Here is a 21,942-nt window from a genome sequence, read left to right on the forward strand (position 1 = left end):
GCCATGATCGGCCTGGCCGCCGCGGGCGACGGTGTGGTGCACGCCGCGTTCCTCGCGCTGGGCATCCTTGCGGGGTGCGCGGTGTTCGCCTGGGAACTCCGCCGCCGCGGGCTGCGCGATGATCGCCTGTGGGTCATCGCCGGCACATGTCTGGCCTTCGGTGCCGTCGGCTCGCGCCTGGGCACCTGGTGGCAGTTCATCGACCCCGCCGCGAACGAGCCGCTCGCGCAGTGGTGGATGGATGGGAACCGCAGCGTGCTCGCGGGACTCGTGGGCGCCTGGATCGGCGTGCACGTCGGCAAGCTGATCACGCGGTACCGCTCGTCGACGGGTGACCTGTTCGCACCGGCGGTCGCCCTCTCCATCGCGATCGGACGCATCGGATGCCTGCTCACCGAGTTGCCCGGGCAGCCGACCGGTGGTCAGTGGGGCATCGTCCTCACCCCCGAGGAGGCCGCGCTGCTCGGGGGTCCTGCCGGCGTCGGCCTGCACCCCACCTACCTCTACGAGGCCCTGTTCCAGGCAGGGGCGTTCGTGGTGCTGTGGCGCCTGCGTGACCGGCTGCCGCATCCCGGCGATCTGTTCGTGCTCTACGTGGCCTCGTACGCGGTCTTCCGCTTCGCCGTCGAGTTCGCGCGTGCGAACGACCAGGTCTGGCTCGGCCTCACCCGTCCGCAGTGGTTCCTCCTCGCCGTCCTGCCGCTGCTGCTGTGGCGGCTGTCGCGCGTGTGGCGACCCGCATCCGTCTCACCCACCCCCACCCCGTCCGGAGGTTCCGATGGCTGACACTCCCCCGCCGCCCCCCGTCCCGCCGACCGGACCACCGGCCCCGCCGCCGTCGTACGGCGACGGCCCGCCGCCGCAGCCGCGCGGAGGGCGCGGGTCGATCTGGGTGGGCATCGGCCTGGGCGCCGCGTTCATCGCACTGCTGTGGGCGTCGACGATCGCGCTGTCGAACACCGACCGCTTCGAGGCCGTCGTGCTGCTCTGGCTCGGGATGCCGCTGATCATGCTCATCGCGGGCATCGTGCTCGTCGTGATCCCCCGCACCACGCGCACCGGCGCCGGAGTGCTCATCTCGATGGGCGCCGCGGTGCTCATCGGCGGCGGCGTGTGCGTCGCCCTGCTGACGGTCCCGATGGCATGACGACGACCTCGACGATGCGCGGCGTGCCGCTCGGATCCGGCCGCCCGCTGCGGGGCGACCGCATCCACCGCTACGTGACCGCCTACTGTCCGCACTGCCACGACCCGGCGGCCGACCTGTCCACCGTCCGACGACTGTCGGGCATGCTCATGGTGCGCGACGGTCGCGTGTGGCTCGAACGCGGATGTCCCGACCACGGACTCGTGCGGACGATGTACGACGAGGACCCCGAGATCCTCGCCTACCTCGAGCGCTGGCAGGCTCCGACCAAGGCGCACGTGCCCGACCGCCCCGGCAACTTCGCTCCGATCCCCGCCGCGTACGAACGCGGTCTGCCCGAGATGCAGACCCAGCACACCTGCATCCTGCTCCAGGACGTCACCGAGCACTGCAACCTGCGCTGCCCCACGTGCTTCACCTCGTCGGGTCCGCAGCTGCACGGCGTGGCCCCGCTCGAGGCGGTGCTCGCCAATGTCGACGCCCGGCTGGAGCGCGAAGACGGCCGACTCGACGTGCTCATGCTCTCCGGGGGCGAGCCGACGCTGTACCCGCGGCTCGAGGAACTGCTCGCCGAGCTGGTCGACCGTCCCATCGTGCGGATCATGGTGAACACCAACGGGATGCTCGTCGCCTCCGACGACCGCGTGCTCGACCTGCTGCGCCGACACCGTGATCGCCTGGAGGTGTACCTGCAGTACGACGGCCCGTCGGCGGAGGCATCCGTCCATCACCGCGGCGGCGACCTCACTCGCTTCAAGGAGCTCGCGATCTCGCGGCTGTCGGAGGCGCAGATCTTCACGACGCTCACGATGACCGCAGCGCTCGGGGTCAACGACCACGAGATCGGAGCCGTGGTGGGGCGGGCGCTGGAGACTCCCTTCGTGAGCGGCGTGGCGTTGCAGCCGGTGTTCGGTTCGGGCCGCGGCCGTCCCATCGACCCCTTGGACCGCCTCACCCACACGGGCGTCCTCGCCCGTCTCGGTCCGCAGACCGACGGCGTCGTCAACTGGCACGATCTGACCGCCCTGCCGTGCTCTCACCCGCACTGCGCGTCGGTCGGATACCTGCTGAAGGACGACTCCGGCGTGTGGCGGTCGCTCGTGGCGCTCGTCGGCCACGACGAACTCCTGCGCTGGCTCGAGATCGATCCCGACGGCATCGCCAACCGGGTCGCCGATCGGGCGATGCCTCTGCAGCTGCGCGAACTGGTGAAGAGCTCGTTCCTCGATCTGCTGAGCGAGCAGGCCTCACCGGCCGACTCGCGCACCGCGGCACTGTGGCAGAACATCTGCCAGCAATGCGATCTGGGCATCGGCACGCTCGCCACGCTCGCCGCGACGCGCCTGCCCGGCCACCGCGACCGGATGCGCCGGCTCATGGGCGAGCGCGTGAAGCGCATCACGGTCAAACCCTTCCAGGACATCTCGACGATGCTCGAAGAGCGGCTGGTGCAGTGCTGCGTGCACGTCGGCACGCTCGGCGACGACGGCTTCGACCAGTGCGCGCCGTTCTGCGCCGTGCAGGCGTGGACGCGGCTCGGCGACCAGCGCATGAGCACCGCGTCGGCCCGCCGTGCACACGCGGCACCCGTGCTCGCCACCGCCGAGGGTCTGCTCGCGACCGCCCGGAGGACGCCATGACCGACGACCGCGAACGCGCCGCCTCCGATGTGGCTCGCGGCCCGTCGCCGGGTGAGATCATCGCGCGCCGGCATGCGTCGCCTGCGCCCGGGCCGACCGCAGCCGCACCGCCGGACCCGCTGCGGTTGTGCGTGTACGCGACGATCGCGGCCCTCGGCTGGCTGCTGGGCCCGGTGGCGCTGGCGATCTTCGCCGTGGTGGCCTTCATCGGGTACGCCGCGGCCTGGCGGGCGGGACTGCGGGTCTCGCGCTGCTGGCTGCGCGACACGCGCCTGGTGCTGCTGTACCTCGCTCTGCTGGCCGCCGTGGCCCTCGGAGCCATGGCCGTGACGGTCATCCAGTGGATCGGCTGAATGTGGTGCGCGCACCGTGTCCATCTGGTCGACTGGTGTTCGTCAGGTCATTGAGGGGTCGCACCTGACGGCTCCCGCATCGAAAGGACCCACCATGCAGTACATGCTTCTTCTCACCAGCGCACCCGACGCCGGACCTCAGCCCGGAAGCCCCGAGGAGGCGGCCGAGATGGGCGAGTGGTTCGCCTACGACGACATGCTCAAGCAGGCGGGCGTGTTCGTCAGCGGCGAGGCGCTGCACCCGGTCGACACCGCCACCACGGTTCGCGTGCGCGACGGCGGCACGGTCGTGACCGACGGCCCGTTCGCCGAGACCAAGGAGTACCTCGGCGGCTACTACGTGATCGACGTCGACGACCTCGACGCCGCCGTCTCGTATGCCGAGAAGGTGCCCAACATCGGCTACGGATCCGTGGAGATCCGCGCCGTCGTGGACTTCTCGGCGCTCGAACGGTCGTGACGGCTGCCGGCGAGGTCGCCGAGGTCTTCCGCACGCAGTGGCCGCGGCTGGTCGCGGTGCTGCGCGCCGATCTCGGCGACCTCGACCTGGCAGAGGACGCCGCTCAGCACGCGTTCGCCGCAGCCGTGGACCGGTGGCCTGCGACCGGCGTGCCCGACGCACCCGGCGCGTGGCTGCTCACCGTCGCCCGGAACCGGATCATCGACCAGGCGCGCCGCGACGTGCGCTGGGCGCGCCGCGAGGACGACGTGCGGGCCGCCCTCGAACTGCCGCAGCGCACGCGCGGCGCGGTCGAGGACGATGTGCTCGCCATGATCTTCGGATGCTGCCACCGCGCCCTCGACGAGGCCGCGCGGATCGCCCTGACGCTGCGGTATGTCGTCGGCCTGCCCACCAGCGCGATCGCCGCGTCGTTCCTCGTACCCGAGGCGACGATGGCCAAGCGTCTGGTGCGCGCCAAGAAGAAGGTCGCCGCCACGCGGATCCCCTTCGAGGTGCCCGACCGGGAGCATCTCGCCGGGTCGCTGCACGAGGTGCTGCGCATCGTCTACGTGATCTACACGCAGGGTCACGCGGCGGCGACGGGAGAGCTCATCCGCGTCGATCTGTGCGAGGAGGCCCGCTGGCTCGCGGGCAACCTGTGCGAACTGCTGCCGCGCGAGCCCGAGACCTGGGGGCTCGCGGCGCTGCTCGCGTTCACGGACGCGCGACGACCGGCCCGCCTCGACCCCGAGGGAGAGATCGTGCTGCTGGCAGACCAGGATCGATCCCGCTGGGACTCCGGCACCATCGCCCAGGGGCGGGAGCTGCTCGCGCGCGCCCTGCTCCTGCGCCGCGTGGGGCCGTACCAGCTGCAGGCGGCCATCGCCGCGGCTCACGCCGATGCCGCCGACTTCGATGCCACCGACTGGCGCACGATCCGCCGCCTGTACGCGGTCCTCGGCCGCCTCGAACCGTCGCCGATCGTACGCCTGAACGAGGCGGTCGCCGCGTCGCTCTCGGAGGGGCCCGATGTCGGACTCTCCCTCGTGGCCCCGCTCGCCGCGCCCCTGGACGGGTATCACTACTTCCATCTGTCCCGCGCCGACATGCTCGCGCGCGCGGGCGATCGGGATGCGGCGCGCACGGCCTTCGACCGGGCTCTCGAGCTGTGCGACTCCGAAGCGGAGCGGCGCGCGATCCATCGCGTCGCCGCGACGCGTCTGGGCGATTCCGTCGCGGACGCTGCCGACTAGAACTCGTCTGCCGCTCGCGCCTGCGCGAGCACCCACTCGACGATCGTCGGAACGAGGTCGGCGGCGATCTGGGCGGCCGGCCGCCGACGACCCGCCACCTCGAACGAGTGACCACCGCCCTCGACCCACCGCAGTTCCGCATCGACGCACCCGTCGACCGCCGCGGTCAGCTGCTCGTGGGGGTCGACGAATGGGTCCCGCGTGCCCGAAACGAACAGCTGCGGCGCGCTGATCTTCGGCAGATGCTCGACGCGCGGCTTGTCGGGGCGACCCGGAGGGTGCAGCGGATAGCCCAGATAGACGAGGCCTGCGGGCGTGATCGCGCTGTCGGCCGCGGCCATCGACGCCATCCGGCCCCCGTAGGACTTGCCGGCCGCGAACGGCGGCAGCCCGGGAGCTCGAAGCGCCAGGGCGTCGGCGGCGGCGGCCCACGTCGCGACGGCGTGGGCGGCGGGGCCGGGCATGCGCCGACCGGCCTCCTGGTACGGGAAGGTGAAGCGCAGGGTCGAGACGCCGGCGACGCGCAGGGCGTCGGCGAACCCAACGAGGAACGGCTGGCGATGCCCGGCCCCCGCTCCCGGCGCGATCGCCATGACCGCGCGCGGTGTGGGAGCGGGCTCCCAGTCGGCGGAGACCTCGACCGACCCCGATGGCAGCGCGACGGGCAGACGCAGCGCCTCGGCGCTCATCGGCGTCCGTCGTCGTCCGAAGGGGTGCGGCCGCGCGTGCCGTCGGCCGGAGGATCGGCGGGCGGCTCAGCCGCGGGCGCATCCTGCTCTGCGGCATCCGGCGTTCGAGCAGCGGGCGCGATGCGCTCCCCGTACATCGGCGGCTCGTCCGGCACCGGCTCCGTCGCGGAGGGTTGCGCTGCTTCGGTGACGGGCGCGGGAGTCCCGAGCACCTGGCGGGCCCGATGAACGCTGCCCGCGGCGACGGTCACCTCATATCGGTCGGCGACGACCTGCATCACCGAGGCGAAGTCGCGCCGGCGGCGCACGAGCGAGTAGGTGATGATGCTCAGCAGCATCCCGATCGCGATGCCGACGAACAGGACGCCCACGAACGCCTGGATGGGCACCGACGGCGACCCGATGACCAGGATCGCCGAGAAGAGCAGGCCCAGCAGCAGGCCGTTGATCGCGCCGGACCGCGCTGCCGAGGCATAGCCCAGACGGCCGGTGACCCGCTCGATCGAGCGCAGATCCTGACCGACGATCGCGATGTCGCGCGCGGGGATGTCGGCGGCGATGAGGGCGGATACGGCCTTCTGAGCCGCCTCATAGCTGGGGAACGACGCGACCGCCGGACCCACGCTCTCCCGCCCCTGCGGCGGGCGTCCGCCGAACATGCTCACCTCCCCATCCTCGCACGGTCCCCGGGCTACGCTGGGACGCGTGAGCACGCAGAGGGTCTTCGTCGCGCGCCTGACCGGGTGCTCCGTCTTCGACCCCGCCGGCGACAAGCTCGGCAGAGTCCGCGACGTCGTCGTGATCTTCCGCAAGGACGATCCGCCGCGCGTGGTCGGCCTCGTCGTCGAGATCCCGGGCCGCCGGCACGTCTTCCTCTCGATCGGCCGCGTCACCTCGATCCAGACGGGACAGGTGATCACGACCGGGCTCATCAACGTGCGACGCTTCCAGCAGCGCGGCGGCGAGGTGCGCGTGATGGCAGAGCTCGTGGGCCGCAAGGTCTTCCTCACCGACGGCTCGGGCCGTGCCGTCATCGAAGACGTGGCGATCGAGCGCAACCGGCTCGGCGAGTGGGACGTCGGCCAGCTGTTCCTGCGTCGCCCCAAGACGAGCGGGTCGCCGTTCGCGAAGGGTCCGACGACGTTCGCCAACTGGGCCGACGTGCGCGAGGAGCATCAGCCCGGCGAGGCGCAGTCCGCCGAGCAGCTCGTCGCCTCGTACTCCGAACTCAAGCCGGCCGACCTGGCCAACACCCTGCTCGACCTGCCCGGCGAACGCCTTCTCGAAGTCGCCGAGGAGCTGCCCGACGACCGCCTGGCGGATGCGCTCGAAGAGATGCCCGAAGACGAGCAGATCCTCATCCTCGAGCAGCTCGGTGATGAGCGTGCCGCCGACATCCTCGACGCGATGGAGCCCGACGACGCCGCCGATCTGCTCGGCCAGCTGCCCGAGGGGCGCCTCGAGCAGCTTCTCGAGCTCATGGAGCCCGAAGAGGCCGAAGACGTCCGTGAGCTGCTCAAGTACGAGCCCGACACCGCGGGTGGGCTCATGACCAGCGAGCCGATCATCCTGCCGGCCGACGCGACCGTCGCCGAGGCGCTCGCGCTGATCCGCCGGCACGAGCTGCATCCTGCCCTCGCGGCATCCGTCTTCGTCACCCTGCCCCCGTACGAGACCCCCACCGGGCGACTGCTGGGCACGGTGCACTTCCAGCGGATGCTGCGCTACCCCCCGCACGAGCGCCTCGGCGCCATCATCGACGACAGCGTCGAGCCGGTGGCGTCCACGGCGAGCGCCGCCGAGGTCGCGCGGCTGCTGGCCAGCTACGACCTCGTGTCGCTGCCGGTCGTCGATCCCGCGCACCGCCTCGTCGGCGCGGTCAGCATCGACGACATGCTCGACTATCTGCTGCCCGACGACTGGCGCTCGCACGACGAGCACGTGCCCCCGCGCCAACCGCCCGTGACCGGACGGATCCAGCTGTGATGGCCCGCCCGGGCCGCCAGGTCGCCCTCGACGCCCCGCGCGGGCGGTCGGGCGTGCTCACGCGCACGCCGCAGCCGTCGCGCGACCGGTTCGGCAGGGCCACGGAGTGGATCGCCCGCGCGATGGGGACCCCGTGGTTCCTGGTCGGCCTCACCATGTTCTGCGTCGCGTGGTTGGCATGGAACACCCTGGCCGCCGAGGACCTGCGGTTCGACTCCGCGGCGAACGGGTTCACGGCGCTCACGCTCATGCTCTCGCTGCAGGCCTCGTATGCCGCTCCGCTCATCCTTCTCGCCCAGAACCGGCAGGACGACCGCGACCGGGTGCAGATCGAACAGGACCGCCAGCGCGCCGAGCGCAACCTCGCCGACACCGAGTATCTGGCGCGCGAGATCGTGGCGCTGCGGTTCGCGCTCAACGACTTCGCCGGCGAAGTCGTCACCCGCGACGTGCTGCGCGCCGAGCTGAAGTCGCTGCTGGAACGACTCGACGACGACGCGGATGCCGCCGAGGAGGACCGCGCCCCGTGAGCGCCCTCGCCGAGGCGGTGGCCCGCGCCGCGGGTGCCGTCAGCGACCCCGAGTTGCGCCGCCCGCTGTCCGAGCTCGACATGATCGCCGACGTGGTCGTCGACGGCGCACACGCCCGGGTGGACGTGCGGCTCACGATCGTCGGCTGTCCGGCATCCGATCGCATCGAGCGCGACGTGCGGGATGCCGCGCTGTCGGTGGACGGGATCGACACGGTCGACGTCGCCCTCGGCGTCATGACCGCCGAGCAGCGGCGGGCCCTCACCGACCGGCTGCGCGCGGGACGCGACCGCGAGAACCCCTTCGGACCGGATTCGCTCACCCGGGTGATCGCCGTGACCAGCGGCAAGGGCGGGGTCGGCAAGTCGACGCTCACCGCGAACCTCGCCGTCGCACTCGCCGCACGGGGGCTGGCCGTGGGGCTGATCGACGCCGATGTCCACGGCTTCTCGATCCCGGCCCTGCTCGGCCTCGTGGACGCCACCGGGCGAGCACCGCGGCCGACCCGTATCGACGACCTCATGCTGCCGCCGGTCGGCCACGGCGTGAAGGCGATCTCGATCGGCATGTTCCTGAGACCGGAGGACGACCCGCGGGGTGCCGTCGCGTGGCGCGGGCCGATGCTGCACCGCACGATCCGCCAATTCCTCACCGACGTGCACTTCGGCGACCTCGATGTGCTGCTGCTCGACATGCCCCCGGGAACCGGCGACGTCGCGATCTCGACCGGTCAGCTGCTGCCCCATGGCGAGGTCCTCGTCGTCACGACACCGCAGCGGCAGGCTGCCGACGTGGCCGTGCGCAGCGGACTCGTCGCCCGCCAGACCGGGCAGACGCCGATCGGCGTGATCGAGAACATGGCGCCGATGACACTGCCCGACGGAACGATGCTCGATCTGTTCGGCAGCGGCGGAGGAGCCGAAGTGGCTGCGGCCCTCGGCGTGCCGCTCGCGGCGACCGTGCCGCTGAGCCCCACGCTGCGCGCCGACGCGGATGAGGGCATCCCGATCGTCGTCGCCCACCCCGACGATCCGGCGGCCCGGTCGATCGCGGCGCTCGCGGCGCAGCTCGCGGCGCGTCCGCGCGGCCTGGTGGGGCGCTCGCTGCGGATCACCCCCGGCCCGTGAGAATCACCGCGCCGGTCGGGAATCGCCGGCGCGCCGCGGATTCCCATCCGGGATGCCGATTCTCGACGTGAGACGGGTCAGGTGGCTTCGCTGTCGAACGGCGGCGGCGTGCCGGGCGTGAGCGTCGACAGCGGCTTCGGGGCGCCGGCATTGACGGGCTTCACCTTCGCCGCGGCGGCGGGCGCAACCGGTGCGTCATCGAGCAGGGCCTCGCGGATGATGCGCCGCGGGTCGTATTGGCGCGGGTCGAGGGTGCGCCAATCGACATCCTCGAAGTCCTCGCCCATCTCGTCCTTGACACGGGTCTTGGCCGTCGACGCCCACTCCCGCGCCCTCTTGACGAACTGCGCGAGCGACTCCGCGTAGCGCGGCAGACGTTCCGGACCGATGACGAAGGCGGCGATCACCCCGATGAGCAGGAGCTTCTCGATCGTCAGCCCGTTGAACATGCGCTCAGACTACCCGCCGCGCCTGACCGTCGGCGCGCATTCCACGACGTAGGCTTTCGGCGAAGGAGTCACCGATGAGCGAGCAGAGCGCGAACCAGCGGTTCGCGGCGGAGTCGACGATCGAACCCGACCAGATCGCGCGCGCGCGAGCGCACGCACTCGAGGTGGGTGCCGACCCGATCAGCGCCGTCGTGGGAGCGCAGTGCGCCGTCCTGGCCGCCGCGTCGCGCGCGCTCAACATCGTCGAGATCGGCACCGGAGCCGGCGTGTCCGGGCTGTGGCTGCTGCACGGCTCACCGCGCGCAACACTGACGACCATCGACAAAGAGCCCGAGCACCTGGGCGTCGCGCGCCAGTCCTTCCAGGAGGCGAAGATCCCGCCCGCCCGCGCCCGGTTCATCACCGGTCGGGCAGCCGAGGTGCTCCCCCGCATGAACGAGGCGTCCTACGACATCGTGCTCGTGGATGCCGACCCCGAGGGCGTCATCGAGTACGTCGAGCACGGGCTGCGCCTGGTGCGCGCAGGTGGCACCGTGCTCGTGCCCCGCGTGCTGGCATCCGGCGCCGTCGCCGACCCGGTTCGCCGCGACCCCGTCACCAGTTCCTACCGCTCGCTCGTGCAGGAGACCCAGGCCTCGCCCGCGGTCCTCGGAGCGCTGTCGATCGCCGGAGAAGGCCTTCTGCAGCTCACCACGATCGCGACGGACTGACCCGTACATGCGCGAACGGCCGGTCCGAAGACCGGCCGTTCGCGGAACGTTGCGGACGTCAGGCGGGGTTCACCACTCCGCCCAGGACGTCGTAGAGCTCCTTGGCCTCAGCGTCGTTCACGGAGACGACGAGACGACCGCCACCCTCGAGCGGCACACGCACGATGATCAGGCGACCCTCCTTCACGGCCTCCATCGGCCCGTCTCCGGTTCTCGGCTTCATGGCTGCCATTGCGGCTCCTTTTCGTCGTGGGTCTGCACCCCCAGTTTAGTCCCGCCCGCGACATCGCCGACACGGTGGCGTCAGGGTATGCGCCAGAAGGTCTGCTCGAGCCCGTACATGTTCAGGATCCAGAACCACTGCGCGACCAGGCAGGCCACGAGCACGCCGACGCGCCACGGCGTCGAGCGGGGCATCGCCACGGCGCCCCACGCGGGCGAGATCGGCACCAGCAGCCGGAACAGGCTCGACTGCGGGAAGAACACCGCGAGCAGGTAGACGAGGTAGCTGGCCACCCAGAGCCGGATCTCGACACCGAGGCGCCTCACGTGCGGTTCGAACAGCAGCACGGCGGCGGCACCGACGACGGCGAGCGCGAGCGCGACGTAACCGACCACCGCCGGCATCCCCCACTGCCCGAACCAGAAGCCCGCCGCCAGCACGAACCCTTCGAACGGGATGAAATGCGAGCCGGCATCGCCGATCCAGTTGCGCCGCCACGCGAGCTCGGTGGCGAGGTAGGCGCCGGGGTCGCCCGTCGCGATGCCCGCGATGACCTGCCACGAGAAGCCGACGATCGTCGCCAGGGCTCCGAGGGCGACGATGTGCACGATCTCGACGGCACGCAGCGGGTCACGGGCGCGGGTGACCCATCGCGCGATGCCGTAGAGGCCCAGGAAGAGCGCGAAGGCGAGCACGCCGGGCCGCGTGTATCCCATCAACGGAATGAGCAGGTACAGCCAGCCGAATCGACGACGGGAGACGCACCACAGCGCCAGGAACAGCCACAGCAGGAACAGCGACTCGGCGTAGCCGACCTGGAACAGCGCCGACAGCGGACCTGCCGCGAAGAAGACGACCGCCCACGTCGCGGTGCCGATGTCCTGACGCTCGCGCAGCAGCCGGTACAGCACCAGAGAGGCGAGGTACCCCGCGACCAGCGACACGATCACCGCGCCGACGCCCCACGCCCCGAACGGCAGCCCCACCAGCGCGGCGAGGTGCGCGTAGAGCGGCATGAACGCCCACCCGTTCTCGGCGACGGCACCCGAATCAGTGAGCGGGAGCTCGTTCGGGTAGCCGTTGAGGGCGACGAACCAGTACCACTGCGCGTCCCATGCCAGCGCGATCGACCCGATCGAGCCGTCGGCACCGATGCGGGACGCGGGCGAGGCGATCGTCGCGACGACGAACAGGAACGCGGTCGTCACCACGCGAGCCGCGAGGTAGATCACGGCGACGCGCACCGCCGCCGGCGCGGCCGTCCATCCCCGCCGAGCGGGCACGGCGGTGGTCAGCGGTTCGCGAGCCACGCCCGCAGACCGTGCTCGACCGACTCGATCTGCGACACCGGCACGCGCTCCTCGTCGTGGTGGGCGAGATGCGGGTCCCCCGGTCCGTAGTTGACCGCGGGCACGCCCATCGCGCTGAAGCGCGCGACGTCGGTCCAGCCGTACTTCGGCCGAGGCTCGGCACCGACCGCGGCGAGGAACTGCTGCGCGAGCGGCGCATCGAGCCCCGGGCGAGCCCCCGGCGAGAGGTCGGAGATCTCGACGTCGAAGCCGGCGAAGACATCGCGCACGTGCGCCTCGGCCTCTTCGGCCGAGCGGCTCGGCGCGAATCGGTAGTTCACCTCGACGGCGCACACGTCGGGGATGACATTGCTGGCGACGCCGCCGCCGATGTGCACGGCGTTCAGACCCTCGCGGTAGGCGAGACCGTCGACGTCGATCTCCCGCGCGCGGTACTCCGAGAGGCGCAGCAGGATGGGAGCGGCTTTGTGGATCGCGTTCTCGCCGATCCAGGAGCGCGCACTGTGGGCGCGCACGCCGCGCGTGCTCACGACGGCGCGCAGCGTGCCGTTGCAGCCGCCCTCCACTTCGCCGTTGCTGGGCTCGCCGAGGATGGCGAAATCGGCCGCGAACAGATCGGGGCGCGTGCGCGCCAGCCGGGTCAGTCCGTTGCGCTCGGCGTCGACCTCCTCGTGGTCGTACCACATCCACGTGAGGTCGACGCGCGGATCGGCGAGCTCGGCGGCGAGCTTGAGCTGAACGGCCACCCCCGATTTCATATCGACCGTGCCGCGACCCCACAGGAACGCCTCGCCGTCGACCTCGATGTCGCGCGTAGGCACGTTGCCGTTGATCGGAACCGTGTCGATGTGCCCCGCGATCGCGACGCGCTGCGGGCGCCCCAGCTCGGTGCGGGCGACGATCGTGTCGCCGTCGCGGTGCACGGTCAGGTGCGGCAGTGCCCGCACCGCGTCATCGATGAGGTCGGCCAGGGTGGTCTCGTCGTCGGACACGCTCGGCACGTCGCAGATCGCGCGGGTGATGTCGAGGGATGTCGCGGTCAGGTCGAGCTGCGGCATCCCCCGAGTCTACCGACCTGCCCGGTGGCGCTAGCGTGGAGGCATGGGCGATGGACGATGGATTCACGGCGTGGGCCTGGCGACCCTGAGCGCGGACGGGACGGTGCTCGACACGTGGTTCCCCCGACCGGCCGACGGGCGGCTCCCCCTCGGATACGACCCTGCGAATCCTCCCGATGATCTCGACCGGCTCGCCGTGGCCGACGAACGCCGCGCGGTCACCGTCGACGTCGTCGCGATCGAGGTGGACCTCGACGCGGCCCCCGCGTCGACATCCGACGCGTACCTGCGCCTGCACGCTCTGTCGCACCGCGTCATCGCCCCGAACGAGGCGAACCTCGACGGGATCTTCGGCCATCTTCCGAACGTCGCGTGGACGAACGCGGGTCCGGTGCATCCCGACGACCTCGAGCGGCTGCGTCCGTTCCTGATGCGCGACGGCATCCAGGTGCAGGGACTCGACAAGTTCCCTCGCCTGCTCGACTACGTGACACCGCCGGGTGTGCGGATCGCCGACGCGTCGCGCGTGCGCCTGGGGGCCCACCTGTCGCCCGGCACGACCGTGATGCACGAGGGCTTCGTCAATTTCAACGCGGGAACGCTCGGCGCCTCGATGGTCGAGGGGCGCATCTCGCAGGGCGTCGTCGTCGGCGACGGCAGCGACATCGGCGGCGGCGCGTCGATCATGGGAACCCTGTCGGGCGGCGGCGCGCACCGCGTGTCGATCGGCGCGCGCACGCTGCTCGGCGCCAACGCGGGGATCGGGATCTCGCTCGGCGACGACTGCGTGGTCGAGGCCGGGCTCTATGTCACCGCCGGGTCGAAGATCGTGCTCGCCGATGAACCGGCGCGTGCCGATGGTTCCCGACCGGTCGTCAAGGGAGCCGAGCTGTCGGGTCGCGACGGCATCCTGTTCCGCCGCAATTCGCTGTCCGGTGCCGTCGAGGCCGTGCGGCGTGCCGGCGTGGGCGTCACCCTCAACGAGGCCCTGCACGCCTGACCGGTCGAGCGCGCGCACGCGGCTAGAGTGCTCGCATGACCGCGCGCATCCCCAAGAAGCTGTACGAGCACGAGCTCAAGCGACTGCAGGCGCAGCTCGTCGACATGCAGGCGTGGGTCCAGGCGTCCGGCGCACGCATCGTCGTCATCTTCGAGGGGAGGGACGCCGCCGGCAAGGGCTCCACGATCAAGCGGGTGTCGGAGTATCTCAACCCCCGCGTGACCCGCACCGTCGCCCTGCCGATGCCGACCGAGCGAGAGCGCACGCAGTGGTACTTCCAGCGTTACATCCCCCACCTGCCCGCCGCGGGAGAGATCGTGCTCATGGACCGGTCGTGGTACAACCGCGCCGGAGTGGAGCACGTCATGGGCTACTGCACCAATGTGGAGTACCACCGGTTCCTGCACCAGGCGCCGATCTTCGAGCGGATGCTCGTCGAAGACGGCATCCTTCTGCTGAAGTACTGGTTCAGCGTGTCACCCGACGAGCAGGAGGCCCGCTTCCGCTCCCGTGCCGAGGATCCGATGCGCCGCTGGAAGCTGTCGCCGAACGACGTGCTGTCGATCACACGCTGGGAGGACTACTCGCGGGCCAAGGACACGATGTTCGTGCACACCGACATCCCCGAAGCGCCGTGGTTCGAGGTGCCCTCCATCGACAAGCGGCGGAGTCGGCTGAACATGATCCACCACCTGCTCTCGCGCATCCCCTACGAGCACGTCGAGCGTGAGGAGGTGGAGATCCCCGTGCGACCGTCGTCCGGCGGCTACGAGCGTCCGCCGCGCAATCTCGAGAACTACGTGCCCGACTTCGCCGGGACCCTCGAGGGCGTCGAACCACGCGCCTGACGCGTCTCAGTCGCGGACGCGCACCGACAGGCAGGTCACGCAGCCCTCGAGCTTCTCGAACTCGCTCACCTCGACGGTGACCACGTCGAGTCCGCGGTCGCGGTAGAGCGCCGCGGTGTGCGGGGCGTCCGCCGACATGAGCACCGTCGAGGCGTCGAGGACGACCACCGCCGTGCCGTGCTCTTCGGGAACGCCGAGGAACTCCGGGAACGCGGACGCGTCGTCGACGAGCGGCTCGAACCCGACCACGGTGGCGTCGGGCAGGGCCGTGACACCCGACTTGAGATGCAGCACCCGGCGCACCGGCACGGCGACGACACGCCAGCCGCGCGGCTCGAGCAGCGCCCGCAGTTGCGCGATTCCCTCGGCGTTGGTCCGCGACGATGCTCCGACGTACGCGGTGCGACCGACCTTCAGCACGTCGCCGCCGTCGAGCGTGCCCGGCTCGTCGATCGCGACGACCGCGAGCCCGAGACGCTCGACCGAGGCACGCACGGTGGGCGCTTCTCCGCGCCGCGACTCCGCTCCGGCGCGACACAGCACCGCGAGGTCGCCGAAGACCACCACGGCGTCCTCGACGAACACGCCGTCAGGTTGCGTGTCGGCGGGCTCGACCTCGATGACCTCCCACCCGCGTGCACGGAAGGCGTCCACGTACGTCTCCCACTGCGTCACGGCGAGTGCCGGATCGACGGGCACTCGGTCGAGGTGGGTGAGCTCGCCGTCGGCGAGGCGTGTCGACGGACGCCGGACCAGCAGGCGCGGCATCGGCGTCAGCCGACGCCCGGGTAGCTGCGCTCGGGGGCACCCACGTACAGCTGCTGCGGCCGACCGATCTTGGTCTGGGGGTCGTTCTGCATCTCTCGCCAGTGCGCGAGCCACCCGGGCAGGCGGCCGATCGCGAACAGCACGGTGAACATGCGGGTCGGAAAGCCCATCGCCTTGTAGATCACGCCGGTGTAGAAGTCGACGTTCGGGTAGAGGCGGCGCTCCTTGAAGTAGTCGTCGGCCAGTGCGATCTCTTCGAGCTCCTTGGCGAGGTCGAGCAGCGGATCGCTGACGCCCAGCGCCTCGAGCACCTCGTCGGCGGACTGCTTGACGAGCTTGGCGCGCGGATCGTAGTTCTTGTAGACCCGGTGGCCGAAGCCCATGAGCTTGACGCCGTCCTCCTTGTTCTTGACGCGCTCGACGAAGCGCTGCACGCTCTCGCCGGACTCGTGGATGCGCGCCAGCATGTCGAGCACCGCCTCGTTGGCACCACCGTGGAGCGGGCCGTACAGCGCGTTGATGCCCGCCGAGATCGACGAGAACTGGTTCGCCCCGGTCGAGCCGACCAGGCGCACGGTCGAGGTCGAGGCGTTCTGCTCGTGGTCCTCGTGCAGGATCAGCAGACGCTCGAGCGCGCGCGACATGACCGGGTCGATCTGGTAGATCTCGCTGAGGACGCCGAAGTTGAGCTTGAGGAAGTTGTCGACGAAGCCCAGGCGGTTGTCCGGATACAGGAACGCCTGGCCGATGCTCTTCTTGTGCGCGTACGCGGCGATCACGGGGAGCTTCGCGAGCATGCGGATCGTGTTGAGCTCGACATGCTCGGGGTCGTCGGGATCGGATTCGCGCTCGTAGTACGTCGACAGCGCGGCCGTCGCCGACGACAGCATCGACATCGGGTGCGCGGTGGGCGGCAGCGCGGAGAAGAAGCGCTTGAGGTCCTCGTGGAGCAGCGTGTGGTGGCGGATGCGATCGTCGAACGCCGCGAGCTGGTCGGCGGTGGGCAGCTCACCGTAGATGAGCAGCCACGCGACCTCGAGATAGCTGGAGTGCTCTGCCAGCTGCTCGATCGGGTAGCCGCGGTAGCGCAGAATGCCCTGGTCGCCGTCGATGAAGGTCACCGCGGACTTCGTGGCCGACGTGTTGACGAAGCCGTAGTCGAGTGTGGTGTGGCCGGTCTGCCGGGTGAACGTCGAGATGTCGACGCTCGGGATGCCGTCGGTGCCGCGAAGCACAGGGAATTCGGCGGTGGAGTCTCCGATCGAGACGATGGCCTGCTCATTCCGGGTGCCCGCGTCGCTCACGGCGCCTCCTCGCGATTTCTGGTCGTGCCGGGGGTGTCGTCCTGCCGGGGGTGACGCCGTGGCGCCTCCGCGGCCGGTGCGACGGACGGAGGATACCGAGCCGCCGCGTCCTTACAGCCTAGTGGCCGCGTGCGCCTACCGCCGACACCGCCAAAGGCCCGTGCGAAGCGATGGAGGAACCCGTCAATCCGACCCGGGTAGTCAGCCCCCGGCTGCACGCAGCCGCGCGGCGCCGGCATCCACACGCTCGTCGGAGGCCGTCAGCGACAGCCGGATGTGCTGCGGGAAGTGGGGGCCGTAGAAGTGCCCGGGCCCCACGAGGATGCCGAGTTCCGCCAACCGCGCGACGCTCTCCCACGCGTCGCGCCCCTCGGTCGCCCACAGGTACAGGCCGCCCTCGCTCCCGTCGATGCGGAAGCCCGCCGCCTCCACCGCCGGGCGCAGGACGTCACGACGGCGGCGGTACAGCGCGCGCTGCGCGGCGACGTGCGCATCATCGGCGAGCGCGGCGGCCATCGCCGCCTGCACGGGCGCAGGCAGCATGAGGCCGAGGTGCTTGCGCGCGTTCACGAGCCGTGCCACGAGATCGGGATCCCCGGCGGTGAACGCGGCACGGTAGCCGGCCACGTTCGACTGCTTGCTCAGCGAGTAGACCGACAGGATGCCGGTGACATCGCCGTCGGTGACGGCCGGGTCGAGCGCCGACGGCACGGGTGCGGCATCCCACGGCGCATCCCAACCCAGCTCGGCGTAGCACTCATCGGATGCGAGCACCGCTCCCCGTTCGCGGACCCGCTCGCGCGCCGCGCGCAGCGACGCGACGTCGAGGATGCGCCCGTCGGGATTGCCGGGCGAGTTCACCCACGCCAGGCGAGTCTCTCGCGGCCACTGCGCCGGGTCGTCGGCGGCCACGGGAGTGGCCCCCACCAGCCGCGCCCCGACCTCGTAGGTGGGATAGGCCGCGCGGGGGTGCACCACGACGTCGCCGGGTCCGAGACCGAGCAGCAGCGGCAGAAGGGCGACGAATTCCTTCGATCCCACAGTGGGCAGCACGTGATCGGCCGTGAGGCCGGGCACTCCGCGTCGCCGGGCGAACCAGGCCGCGACCGCCTCACGCAGCTCCGACGTGCCCACGGTCTGCGGGTACGCGTGCGCGTCGGTCGCCGCGGCGAGCGCCCGCGAGACGACCTCGGGAGTCGGGTCGACGGGCGAGCCGATCGACAGGTCGACGATGCCGTCCGGGTGCGCACGGGCCGTCGCAGCGTACGGTGCGACGGCATCCCACGGGTAGTCGGCGAGGTCGGCGACTCCCACGTCAGCGCTCCGTCACGGGGTGCGGTCGGGTCACGGCGCCTGAGGGGGCAGCGCGTCGATGATCTCGTGGTCCTTGTGGATGACACCGACCTTGGCGGCGCCGCCGGGCGAGCCGACGTCGTCGAAGAACTCGACGTTGGCCTTGTAGTAGTCCTGCCACTCGTCGGGCAGGTCGTCCTCGTAGTAGATCGCCTCGACGGGGCACACCGGCTCGCACGCGCCGCAGTCGACGCACTCGTCGGGGTGGATGTAGAGCATCCGGTCGCCCTCGTAGATGCAGTCGACCGGGCATTCGTCGATGCATGCGCGGTCTTTGACGTCCACGCATGGGAGGGCGATCACGTAGGTCACGGGACCAGTCTATTCGCCGGGCCGGGCGGGTGAGGCCGGTGGCGGGCCTCGGGCCACACCACGACGACACCGACCAGAACCTGAACGGCGACCACCCACACGACGGCGAGTGTGCTCTCGGGGACGATGACCGACCCTCCGGGGCCGGGACCCGAGAACACCAGCGCCGCCGCGACCATGCCCACTCCGCAGGCCAGCGCGGTCCAGCGATCCGAGGTCAGAAGACGCACGGATGCCAGCAGCGCGGCGCACCCGATCAGCCCCAGGACCAGCCCGAGCGGGAACCACCCCCACGTGTAGGGGTGCGCGATCGTGCCGGCGAGGCCGTAGACGCCGCCGACGAGGAAGGCGACCAGCCAGGTGCCGAGGCGGGACCACACAGACGTCACCTGGACAGTCTAGGGATGACCGGCTGTCAAGCCGCCCAGCCCCACAGCCGCAACAGGGCCGCGGTGACCGCGGCGGCGGCGACGACGACCAGGAACGGTGCCCGCAACAGCAGCAGACCCGCGGCGACGAGCACCGCGGGAACCCTCGCGTCGACGACGATCGCCTGTCCGACCCCGAGCGTCTGCACCGCGACGAGCGCCGACAGCAGTGCAACCGTCAGCAGGTCGGCGATGCGAGCCGGGCGGGGCGCCTCGAGCCAGCGCGGAGGCACCAGGTAGCCGATCGTCTTCAGCGCCACGCAGATGATGGACGCGACGAGCACGGCGGTCCACAGCGTCACGGCAGTCCCTCCCGCTCAGGCACGTCCTCGGGTTCGGCCGGCGGCGCATCGCCGCGTCCCAGCCAATTCGCCCCGCCGACGACGACCGCGACCGCACCGGCGACGAGCACCGGGATGCCGGGCATCAGCAGCGGCGTCAGCACCGTGGCCACCACCGCCGCCGCGATCCCGACCGCGATGGGCTGCCGCCGGCGCACCCGCGGCCACAGCAGGGCGAGGAAGGCCGCGGCGGCAGCGGCATCCAGCCCCCAGGCGCGCGGGTCGCCGAGAACGTCGCCGAGAAGCGCGCCGGCCAGCGTCGAGAGGTTCCAGCCGACGTAGATGCCGATGCCGGTGACCCAGAATCCGATCGTCCGGGCGCGCCGGGTGGTCTGGGCGAGCGAGACGGCGGTCGACTCGTCGATCGTGAAGTGGGATGCCGCGGCGCGCCGCCAGAATCCGGGCCCGATGACAGGAGACATCCGCATGCCGTACGCCACGTTGCGCACGCCGAGAAGGGCGGCCGAGGCGATTCCCGCCGGGGCGGCCACCAGTCCGCCGGCGCCGATGACGCCGGCGAACGCGAACTGCGAACCGCCGGTGAACATCACCAGGCTCAGCACACAGGTCTGCCAGACGTCGAGGCCGGATGCCACCGCGAGCGCGCCGAACGAGATCCCGTAGGCGCTCGTCGCCAGCGCCACGCCGAGAGCCTGCCGCCATGCCCGCCGCGCGTGGCCGTCATCGGGCGCGGCGTCATCGAAGCGAGGCGCGGTCATGGTCGCGGACCGGGAGCGGCGGCGCTGGGGCTCAGGCGTTCGCGTCCTGGCGCTTCAGGCGCGCGGTGGCGCGGGCCCGCTCGGTCTGGTCGAGGACGACCTTGCGGATGCGCACGATCTCAGGGGTCACCTCGACGCACTCGTCATCTCGGGCGAACTCGAGCGACTCCTCGAGCGAGAGTCGGCGGGGCGGAGTGAGGCGCTCGAGCTCGTCGGCGGTCGACGAGCGCATGTTCGTGAGCTTCTTCTCCTTGGTGATGTTGACGTCCATGTCGTCGGCACGGGTGTTCTCGCCGACGACCATGCCTTCGTACACCTCTTCGGTCGGCTGGACGAAGAAGCTCATCCGCTCCTGCAGCGCCATCATGGCGAAGGGGGTCACCACGCCCGCGCGGTCGGCGACGATCGAGCCGCTCGATCGGGCGACGATGTGCCCGGCCCACTCGCCGTAGCCGTGAGAGATCGCGTTGGCGATGCCGGTGCCGCGCGTGACGGAGAGGAACTCGGTGCGGAAGCCGATGAGACCGCGCGAGGGCACGATGAACTCCATGCGCACCCAGCCGGTGCCGTGGTTGACCATCGTGTCCATACGGCCCTTGCGGGCGGCCATGAGCTGCGTGATCGCGCCGAGGTGCTCTTCGGGGGCGTCGATCGTGAGGTGCTCGAAGGGCTCGAGAACCTGCCCGTTCTCCCCCTTGCGGCTGACGACCTGCGGCTTGCCGACGGTGAGCTCGAAACCCTCGCGGCGCATGTTCTCGACGAGGATGGCGAGCGCGAGCTCTCCGCGGCCCTGCACCTCCCAGGCATCCGGACGCCCGATGTCGACGACGTTGAGCGAGACGTTGCCGATGAGCTCGCGGTCGAGACGGTCCTTCACCATGCGGGCCGTGAGCTTGTGTCCTTTGACCTTGCCCGCCAGCGGCGAGGTGTTGGTGCCGATCGTCATCGAGATGGCGGGATCGTCGACGGTGATGGCCGGCAGCGGACGCACGTCGTCGGGGTCGGCGATCGTCTCGCCGATTGTGATCTCCTCGATTCCGGCGATCGCGACGATGTCGCCCGGGCCCGCCGAGTCGGCCGGGTAGCGCTCCAGCGCGCGGGTCTTGAGCAGCTCGGTGATCCGGGCGTTGGCATGAGAGCCGTCGTGACGCACCCACGCCACGGTCTGGCCCTTCTTCAGCGTGCCGTTGAACACGCGCAGCAGAGCGAGACGGCCGAGGAACGGCGACGAGTCGAGGTTGGTGACCCACGCCTGCAGCGGGGCCTCGTCGTCGTACGACGGCGGCGGCACGTGGGCGAGGATCGCTTCGAACAGCGGCTCGAGGTCGTCGTTGTCGGGAAGGGTGCCGTCGGCCGGACGCGTCCGGGATGCCGCGCCGGCGCGGCCGGACGCATAGACGACGGGCACGTCGAGCAGCGCGTCGACATCGAGGTCGGGCACGTCCTCGTGCAGGTCGGACGCGAGCCCGAGAAGCAGGTCGTGGGCCTCCTCCTCGACCTCGGCGATGCGGGCGTCGGGCCGGTCGGTCTTGTTGACCAGCAGGATGACCGGAAGCTTGGCCTCGAGCGCCTTGCGCAGCACGAAACGGGTCTGCGGCAGCGGTCCCTCGGAGGCATCCACCAGCAGGACGACGCCGTCGACCATCGACAGGCCCCGCTCGACCTCACCGCCGAAGTCGGCGTGGCCGGGGGTGTCGATCACGTTGATCGTGACCGGGATGTCGGTGTGGGCACCGTCGTAGGTGATCGCCGTGTTCTTGGCGAGGATCGTGATGCCCTTCTCGCGCTCGAGGTCGTTCGAGTCCATCGCGCGCTCTTCGACGTGCGCATGGGAGCCGAACGAGCCGGTCTGGCGCAGCATGGCGTCGACGAGGGTCGTCTTGCCGTGGTCGACGTGGGCGACGATCGCGACGTTGCGGAGGTCCGGACGGAGGGCGCGCGCCATGAGGGAT

At 71.0% G+C, this 21,942-nt stretch carries 26 protein-coding genes; 12 read left to right on the plus strand and 14 right to left on the minus strand.

What is annotated here, in order from left to right:
• Positions 1 to 3 precede the first annotated feature (3 nt).
• The 6 genes from ABD663_RS04235 to ABD663_RS04260 all read left to right on the plus strand — a co-directional run bounded on the left by ABD663_RS04235 (position 4) and on the right by ABD663_RS04260 (position 4,835).
• On the plus strand, positions 4 to 786 hold the full coding sequence (locus tag ABD663_RS04235; protein ID WP_344736619.1) for a prolipoprotein diacylglyceryl transferase: 783 nt from the start codon (positions 4 to 6) through the stop codon (positions 784 to 786).
• Positions 779 to 1,147 (plus strand): hypothetical protein, encoded by a 369-nt coding sequence (locus ABD663_RS04240; RefSeq protein WP_344736620.1) that lies wholly within the window; start codon positions 779 to 781, stop codon positions 1,145 to 1,147. The genes ABD663_RS04235 and ABD663_RS04240 overlap by 8 nt, the downstream gene beginning before the upstream one ends.
• Positions 1,144 to 2,787: a radical SAM protein gene (locus tag ABD663_RS04245; RefSeq protein WP_344736621.1), complete on the plus strand. Its 1,644-nt coding sequence runs from the start codon at positions 1,144 to 1,146 to the stop codon at positions 2,785 to 2,787. Before ABD663_RS04240 ends, ABD663_RS04245 begins: the two co-directional genes overlap by 4 nt.
• On the plus strand, positions 2,784 to 3,140 hold the full coding sequence (locus ABD663_RS04250) for a hypothetical protein (protein WP_344736622.1): 357 nt from the start codon (positions 2,784 to 2,786) through the stop codon (positions 3,138 to 3,140). Before ABD663_RS04245 ends, ABD663_RS04250 begins: the two co-directional genes overlap by 4 nt.
• 94 nt (positions 3,141 to 3,234) lie before the next feature.
• Complete coding sequence (locus ABD663_RS04255; RefSeq protein WP_344736623.1) at positions 3,235 to 3,600, plus strand: YciI family protein; 366 nt, start codon at positions 3,235 to 3,237, stop codon at positions 3,598 to 3,600.
• Entirely contained in the window at positions 3,597 to 4,835 is a 1,239-nt protein-coding gene (locus ABD663_RS04260; RefSeq protein WP_344736624.1) for an RNA polymerase sigma factor, read from the plus strand. The genes ABD663_RS04255 and ABD663_RS04260 overlap by 4 nt, the downstream gene beginning before the upstream one ends.
• Here the strand turns inward: ABD663_RS04260 and ABD663_RS04265 are convergent.
• Positions 4,832 to 5,524 carry an alpha/beta hydrolase family protein gene (locus tag ABD663_RS04265; protein ID WP_344736625.1) on the minus strand — a complete coding sequence of 231 codons (693 nt, stop codon included), beginning with the start codon at positions 5,522 to 5,524 and terminating at the stop codon, positions 4,832 to 4,834. The genes ABD663_RS04260 and ABD663_RS04265 overlap by 4 nt on opposite strands.
• The gene (locus ABD663_RS04270) at positions 5,521 to 6,183 is read right to left on the minus strand and encodes a YflT domain-containing protein (RefSeq protein WP_425561763.1); all 663 of its coding nucleotides are present in this window, start codon (positions 6,181 to 6,183) and stop codon (positions 5,521 to 5,523) included. Before ABD663_RS04270 ends, ABD663_RS04265 begins: the two co-directional genes overlap by 4 nt.
• A 46-nt stretch (positions 6,184 to 6,229) precedes the next feature.
• On the opposite strand from ABD663_RS04270, the gene ABD663_RS04275 reads away from it, so the two are divergent.
• Genes ABD663_RS04275 through ABD663_RS04285 form a run of 3 tightly spaced genes read left to right on the plus strand, consistent with a single transcriptional unit; the run spans position 6,230 to position 9,167 of the window.
• The gene (locus tag ABD663_RS04275) at positions 6,230 to 7,510 is read left to right on the plus strand and encodes a magnesium transporter MgtE N-terminal domain-containing protein (RefSeq protein WP_344736627.1); all 1,281 of its coding nucleotides are present in this window, start codon (positions 6,230 to 6,232) and stop codon (positions 7,508 to 7,510) included.
• A complete protein-coding gene (locus ABD663_RS04280) occupies positions 7,510 to 8,040 on the plus strand; it encodes a DUF1003 domain-containing protein (RefSeq protein ID WP_344736628.1) in 531 nt (176 codons plus the stop codon). The genes ABD663_RS04275 and ABD663_RS04280 overlap by 1 nt, the downstream gene beginning before the upstream one ends.
• On the plus strand, positions 8,037 to 9,167 hold the full coding sequence (locus tag ABD663_RS04285; protein WP_344736631.1) for an Mrp/NBP35 family ATP-binding protein: 1,131 nt from the start codon (positions 8,037 to 8,039) through the stop codon (positions 9,165 to 9,167). The genes ABD663_RS04280 and ABD663_RS04285 overlap by 4 nt, the downstream gene beginning before the upstream one ends.
• 77 nt (positions 9,168 to 9,244) lie before the next feature.
• On the opposite strand, the gene ABD663_RS04290 is transcribed toward ABD663_RS04285, so the two are convergent.
• Positions 9,245 to 9,616: a twin-arginine translocase TatA/TatE family subunit gene (locus tag ABD663_RS04290; protein WP_344736633.1), complete on the minus strand. Its 372-nt coding sequence runs from the start codon at positions 9,614 to 9,616 to the stop codon at positions 9,245 to 9,247.
• A gap of 74 nt (positions 9,617 to 9,690) precedes the next feature.
• Between ABD663_RS04290 and ABD663_RS04295 the strand changes: the two genes are divergently transcribed.
• Positions 9,691 to 10,326 carry an O-methyltransferase gene (locus ABD663_RS04295; RefSeq protein WP_344736634.1) on the plus strand — a complete coding sequence of 212 codons (636 nt, stop codon included), beginning with the start codon at positions 9,691 to 9,693 and terminating at the stop codon, positions 10,324 to 10,326.
• A 58-nt stretch (positions 10,327 to 10,384) separates the two neighbouring features.
• Here the strand turns inward: ABD663_RS04295 and ABD663_RS04300 are convergent, their stop codons facing one another.
• The 3 genes from ABD663_RS04300 to dapE all read right to left on the minus strand — a co-directional run bounded on the left by ABD663_RS04300 (position 10,385) and on the right by dapE (position 12,917).
• Positions 10,385 to 10,558 carry a DUF3117 domain-containing protein gene (locus ABD663_RS04300; RefSeq protein WP_067875042.1) on the minus strand — a complete coding sequence of 58 codons (174 nt, stop codon included), beginning with the start codon at positions 10,556 to 10,558 and terminating at the stop codon, positions 10,385 to 10,387.
• A 71-nt stretch (positions 10,559 to 10,629) separates the two neighbouring features.
• On the minus strand, positions 10,630 to 11,859 hold the full coding sequence (locus ABD663_RS04305; RefSeq protein ID WP_344736635.1) for a hypothetical protein: 1,230 nt from the start codon (positions 11,857 to 11,859) through the stop codon (positions 10,630 to 10,632).
• Positions 11,841 to 12,917, minus strand: a complete 1,077-nt coding sequence (gene dapE / locus ABD663_RS04310; RefSeq protein WP_344736637.1) for a succinyl-diaminopimelate desuccinylase — start codon at positions 12,915 to 12,917, stop codon at positions 11,841 to 11,843. The genes ABD663_RS04305 and dapE overlap by 19 nt, the downstream gene beginning before the upstream one ends.
• A gap of 43 nt (positions 12,918 to 12,960) precedes the next feature.
• Between dapE and dapD the strand changes: the two genes are divergently transcribed.
• Complete coding sequence (dapD, locus tag ABD663_RS04315; protein ID WP_344736638.1) at positions 12,961 to 13,917, plus strand: 2,3,4,5-tetrahydropyridine-2,6-dicarboxylate N-succinyltransferase; 957 nt, start codon at positions 12,961 to 12,963, stop codon at positions 13,915 to 13,917.
• Positions 13,918 to 13,952: 35 nt separating this feature from the next.
• Positions 13,953 to 14,765: a polyphosphate kinase 2 gene (ppk2, locus tag ABD663_RS04320; RefSeq protein WP_344736639.1), complete on the plus strand. Its 813-nt coding sequence runs from the start codon at positions 13,953 to 13,955 to the stop codon at positions 14,763 to 14,765.
• Positions 14,766 to 14,771: 6 nt separating this feature from the next.
• Here the strand turns inward: ppk2 and ddaH are convergent, their stop codons facing one another.
• The 8 genes from ddaH to typA all read right to left on the minus strand — a co-directional run bounded on the left by ddaH (position 14,772) and on the right by typA (position 21,935).
• A complete protein-coding gene (gene ddaH, locus ABD663_RS04325) occupies positions 14,772 to 15,533 on the minus strand; it encodes a dimethylargininase (RefSeq protein ID WP_344736640.1) in 762 nt (253 codons plus the stop codon).
• A 5-nt stretch (positions 15,534 to 15,538) separates the two neighbouring features.
• On the minus strand, positions 15,539 to 16,837 hold the full coding sequence (locus ABD663_RS04330; RefSeq protein WP_344736641.1) for a citrate synthase: 1,299 nt from the start codon (positions 16,835 to 16,837) through the stop codon (positions 15,539 to 15,541).
• 201 nt (positions 16,838 to 17,038) lie between these two features.
• Positions 17,039 to 18,151: a succinyldiaminopimelate transaminase gene (gene dapC / locus ABD663_RS04335; RefSeq protein WP_344736642.1), complete on the minus strand. Its 1,113-nt coding sequence runs from the start codon at positions 18,149 to 18,151 to the stop codon at positions 17,039 to 17,041.
• Positions 18,152 to 18,181: 30 nt separating this feature from the next.
• Positions 18,182 to 18,502 (minus strand): ferredoxin, encoded by a 321-nt coding sequence (fdxA, locus tag ABD663_RS04340; RefSeq protein WP_344736643.1) that lies wholly within the window; start codon positions 18,500 to 18,502, stop codon positions 18,182 to 18,184.
• Positions 18,499 to 18,891 carry a DUF6113 family protein gene (locus tag ABD663_RS04345; RefSeq protein ID WP_344736645.1) on the minus strand — a complete coding sequence of 131 codons (393 nt, stop codon included), beginning with the start codon at positions 18,889 to 18,891 and terminating at the stop codon, positions 18,499 to 18,501. The genes fdxA and ABD663_RS04345 overlap by 4 nt, the downstream gene beginning before the upstream one ends.
• A gap of 26 nt (positions 18,892 to 18,917) precedes the next feature.
• Positions 18,918 to 19,232 (minus strand): AzlD domain-containing protein, encoded by a 315-nt coding sequence (locus tag ABD663_RS04350; protein ID WP_344736646.1) that lies wholly within the window; start codon positions 19,230 to 19,232, stop codon positions 18,918 to 18,920.
• Complete coding sequence (locus tag ABD663_RS04355) at positions 19,229 to 19,990, minus strand: AzlC family ABC transporter permease (protein WP_344736647.1); 762 nt, start codon at positions 19,988 to 19,990, stop codon at positions 19,229 to 19,231. Before ABD663_RS04355 ends, ABD663_RS04350 begins: the two co-directional genes overlap by 4 nt.
• 31 nt (positions 19,991 to 20,021) lie before the next feature.
• Positions 20,022 to 21,935: a translational GTPase TypA gene (gene typA, locus ABD663_RS04360; protein WP_344736648.1), complete on the minus strand. Its 1,914-nt coding sequence runs from the start codon at positions 21,933 to 21,935 to the stop codon at positions 20,022 to 20,024.
• Positions 21,936 to 21,942: the final 7 nt, after the last annotated feature.

The sequence above is a fragment of the Microbacterium awajiense genome, assembly GCF_039536545.1.
GTDB classification, from domain to species: Bacteria; Actinomycetota; Actinomycetes; order Actinomycetales; family Microbacteriaceae; genus Microbacterium; species Microbacterium awajiense.

Bases quoted from the DNA above. Each gene is read 5' to 3' on its own strand.
- ABD663_RS04235 (WP_344736619.1), top strand. From the start codon at position 4: ATGATCGGCCTGGCCGCCGCGGGCGACGGTGTGGTGCACGCCGCGTTC.
- ABD663_RS04240 (WP_344736620.1), top strand. From the start codon at position 779: ATGGCTGACACTCCCCCGCCGCCCCCCGTCCCGCCGACCGGACCACCG.
- ABD663_RS04245 (WP_344736621.1), top strand. From the start codon at position 1,144: ATGACGACGACCTCGACGATGCGCGGCGTGCCGCTCGGATCCGGCCGC.
- ABD663_RS04250 (WP_344736622.1), top strand. From the start codon at position 2,784: ATGACCGACGACCGCGAACGCGCCGCCTCCGATGTGGCTCGCGGCCCG.
- ABD663_RS04255 (WP_344736623.1), top strand. From the start codon at position 3,235: ATGCAGTACATGCTTCTTCTCACCAGCGCACCCGACGCCGGACCTCAG.
- ABD663_RS04265 (WP_344736625.1), bottom strand. From the start codon at position 5,524: ATGAGCGCCGAGGCGCTGCGTCTGCCCGTCGCGCTGCCATCGGGGTCG.
- ABD663_RS04270 (WP_425561763.1), bottom strand. From the start codon at position 6,183: ATGTTCGGCGGACGCCCGCCGCAGGGGCGGGAGAGCGTGGGTCCGGCG.
- ABD663_RS04280 (WP_344736628.1), top strand. From the start codon at position 7,510: ATGGCCCGCCCGGGCCGCCAGGTCGCCCTCGACGCCCCGCGCGGGCGG.
- ABD663_RS04290 (WP_344736633.1), bottom strand. From the start codon at position 9,616: ATGTTCAACGGGCTGACGATCGAGAAGCTCCTGCTCATCGGGGTGATC.
- ABD663_RS04295 (WP_344736634.1), top strand. From the start codon at position 9,691: ATGAGCGAGCAGAGCGCGAACCAGCGGTTCGCGGCGGAGTCGACGATC.
- ABD663_RS04300 (WP_067875042.1), bottom strand. From the start codon at position 10,558: ATGGCAGCCATGAAGCCGAGAACCGGAGACGGGCCGATGGAGGCCGTG.
- dapE (WP_344736637.1), bottom strand. From the start codon at position 12,917: ATGCCGCAGCTCGACCTGACCGCGACATCCCTCGACATCACCCGCGCG.
- dapD (WP_344736638.1), top strand. From the start codon at position 12,961: ATGGGCGATGGACGATGGATTCACGGCGTGGGCCTGGCGACCCTGAGC.
- ppk2 (WP_344736639.1), top strand. From the start codon at position 13,953: ATGACCGCGCGCATCCCCAAGAAGCTGTACGAGCACGAGCTCAAGCGA.
- ddaH (WP_344736640.1), bottom strand. From the start codon at position 15,533: ATGCCGCGCCTGCTGGTCCGGCGTCCGTCGACACGCCTCGCCGACGGC.
- ABD663_RS04355 (WP_344736647.1), bottom strand. From the start codon at position 19,990: ATGACCGCGCCTCGCTTCGATGACGCCGCGCCCGATGACGGCCACGCG.
- typA (WP_344736648.1), bottom strand. From the start codon at position 21,935: ATGGCGCGCGCCCTCCGTCCGGACCTCCGCAACGTCGCGATCGTCGCC.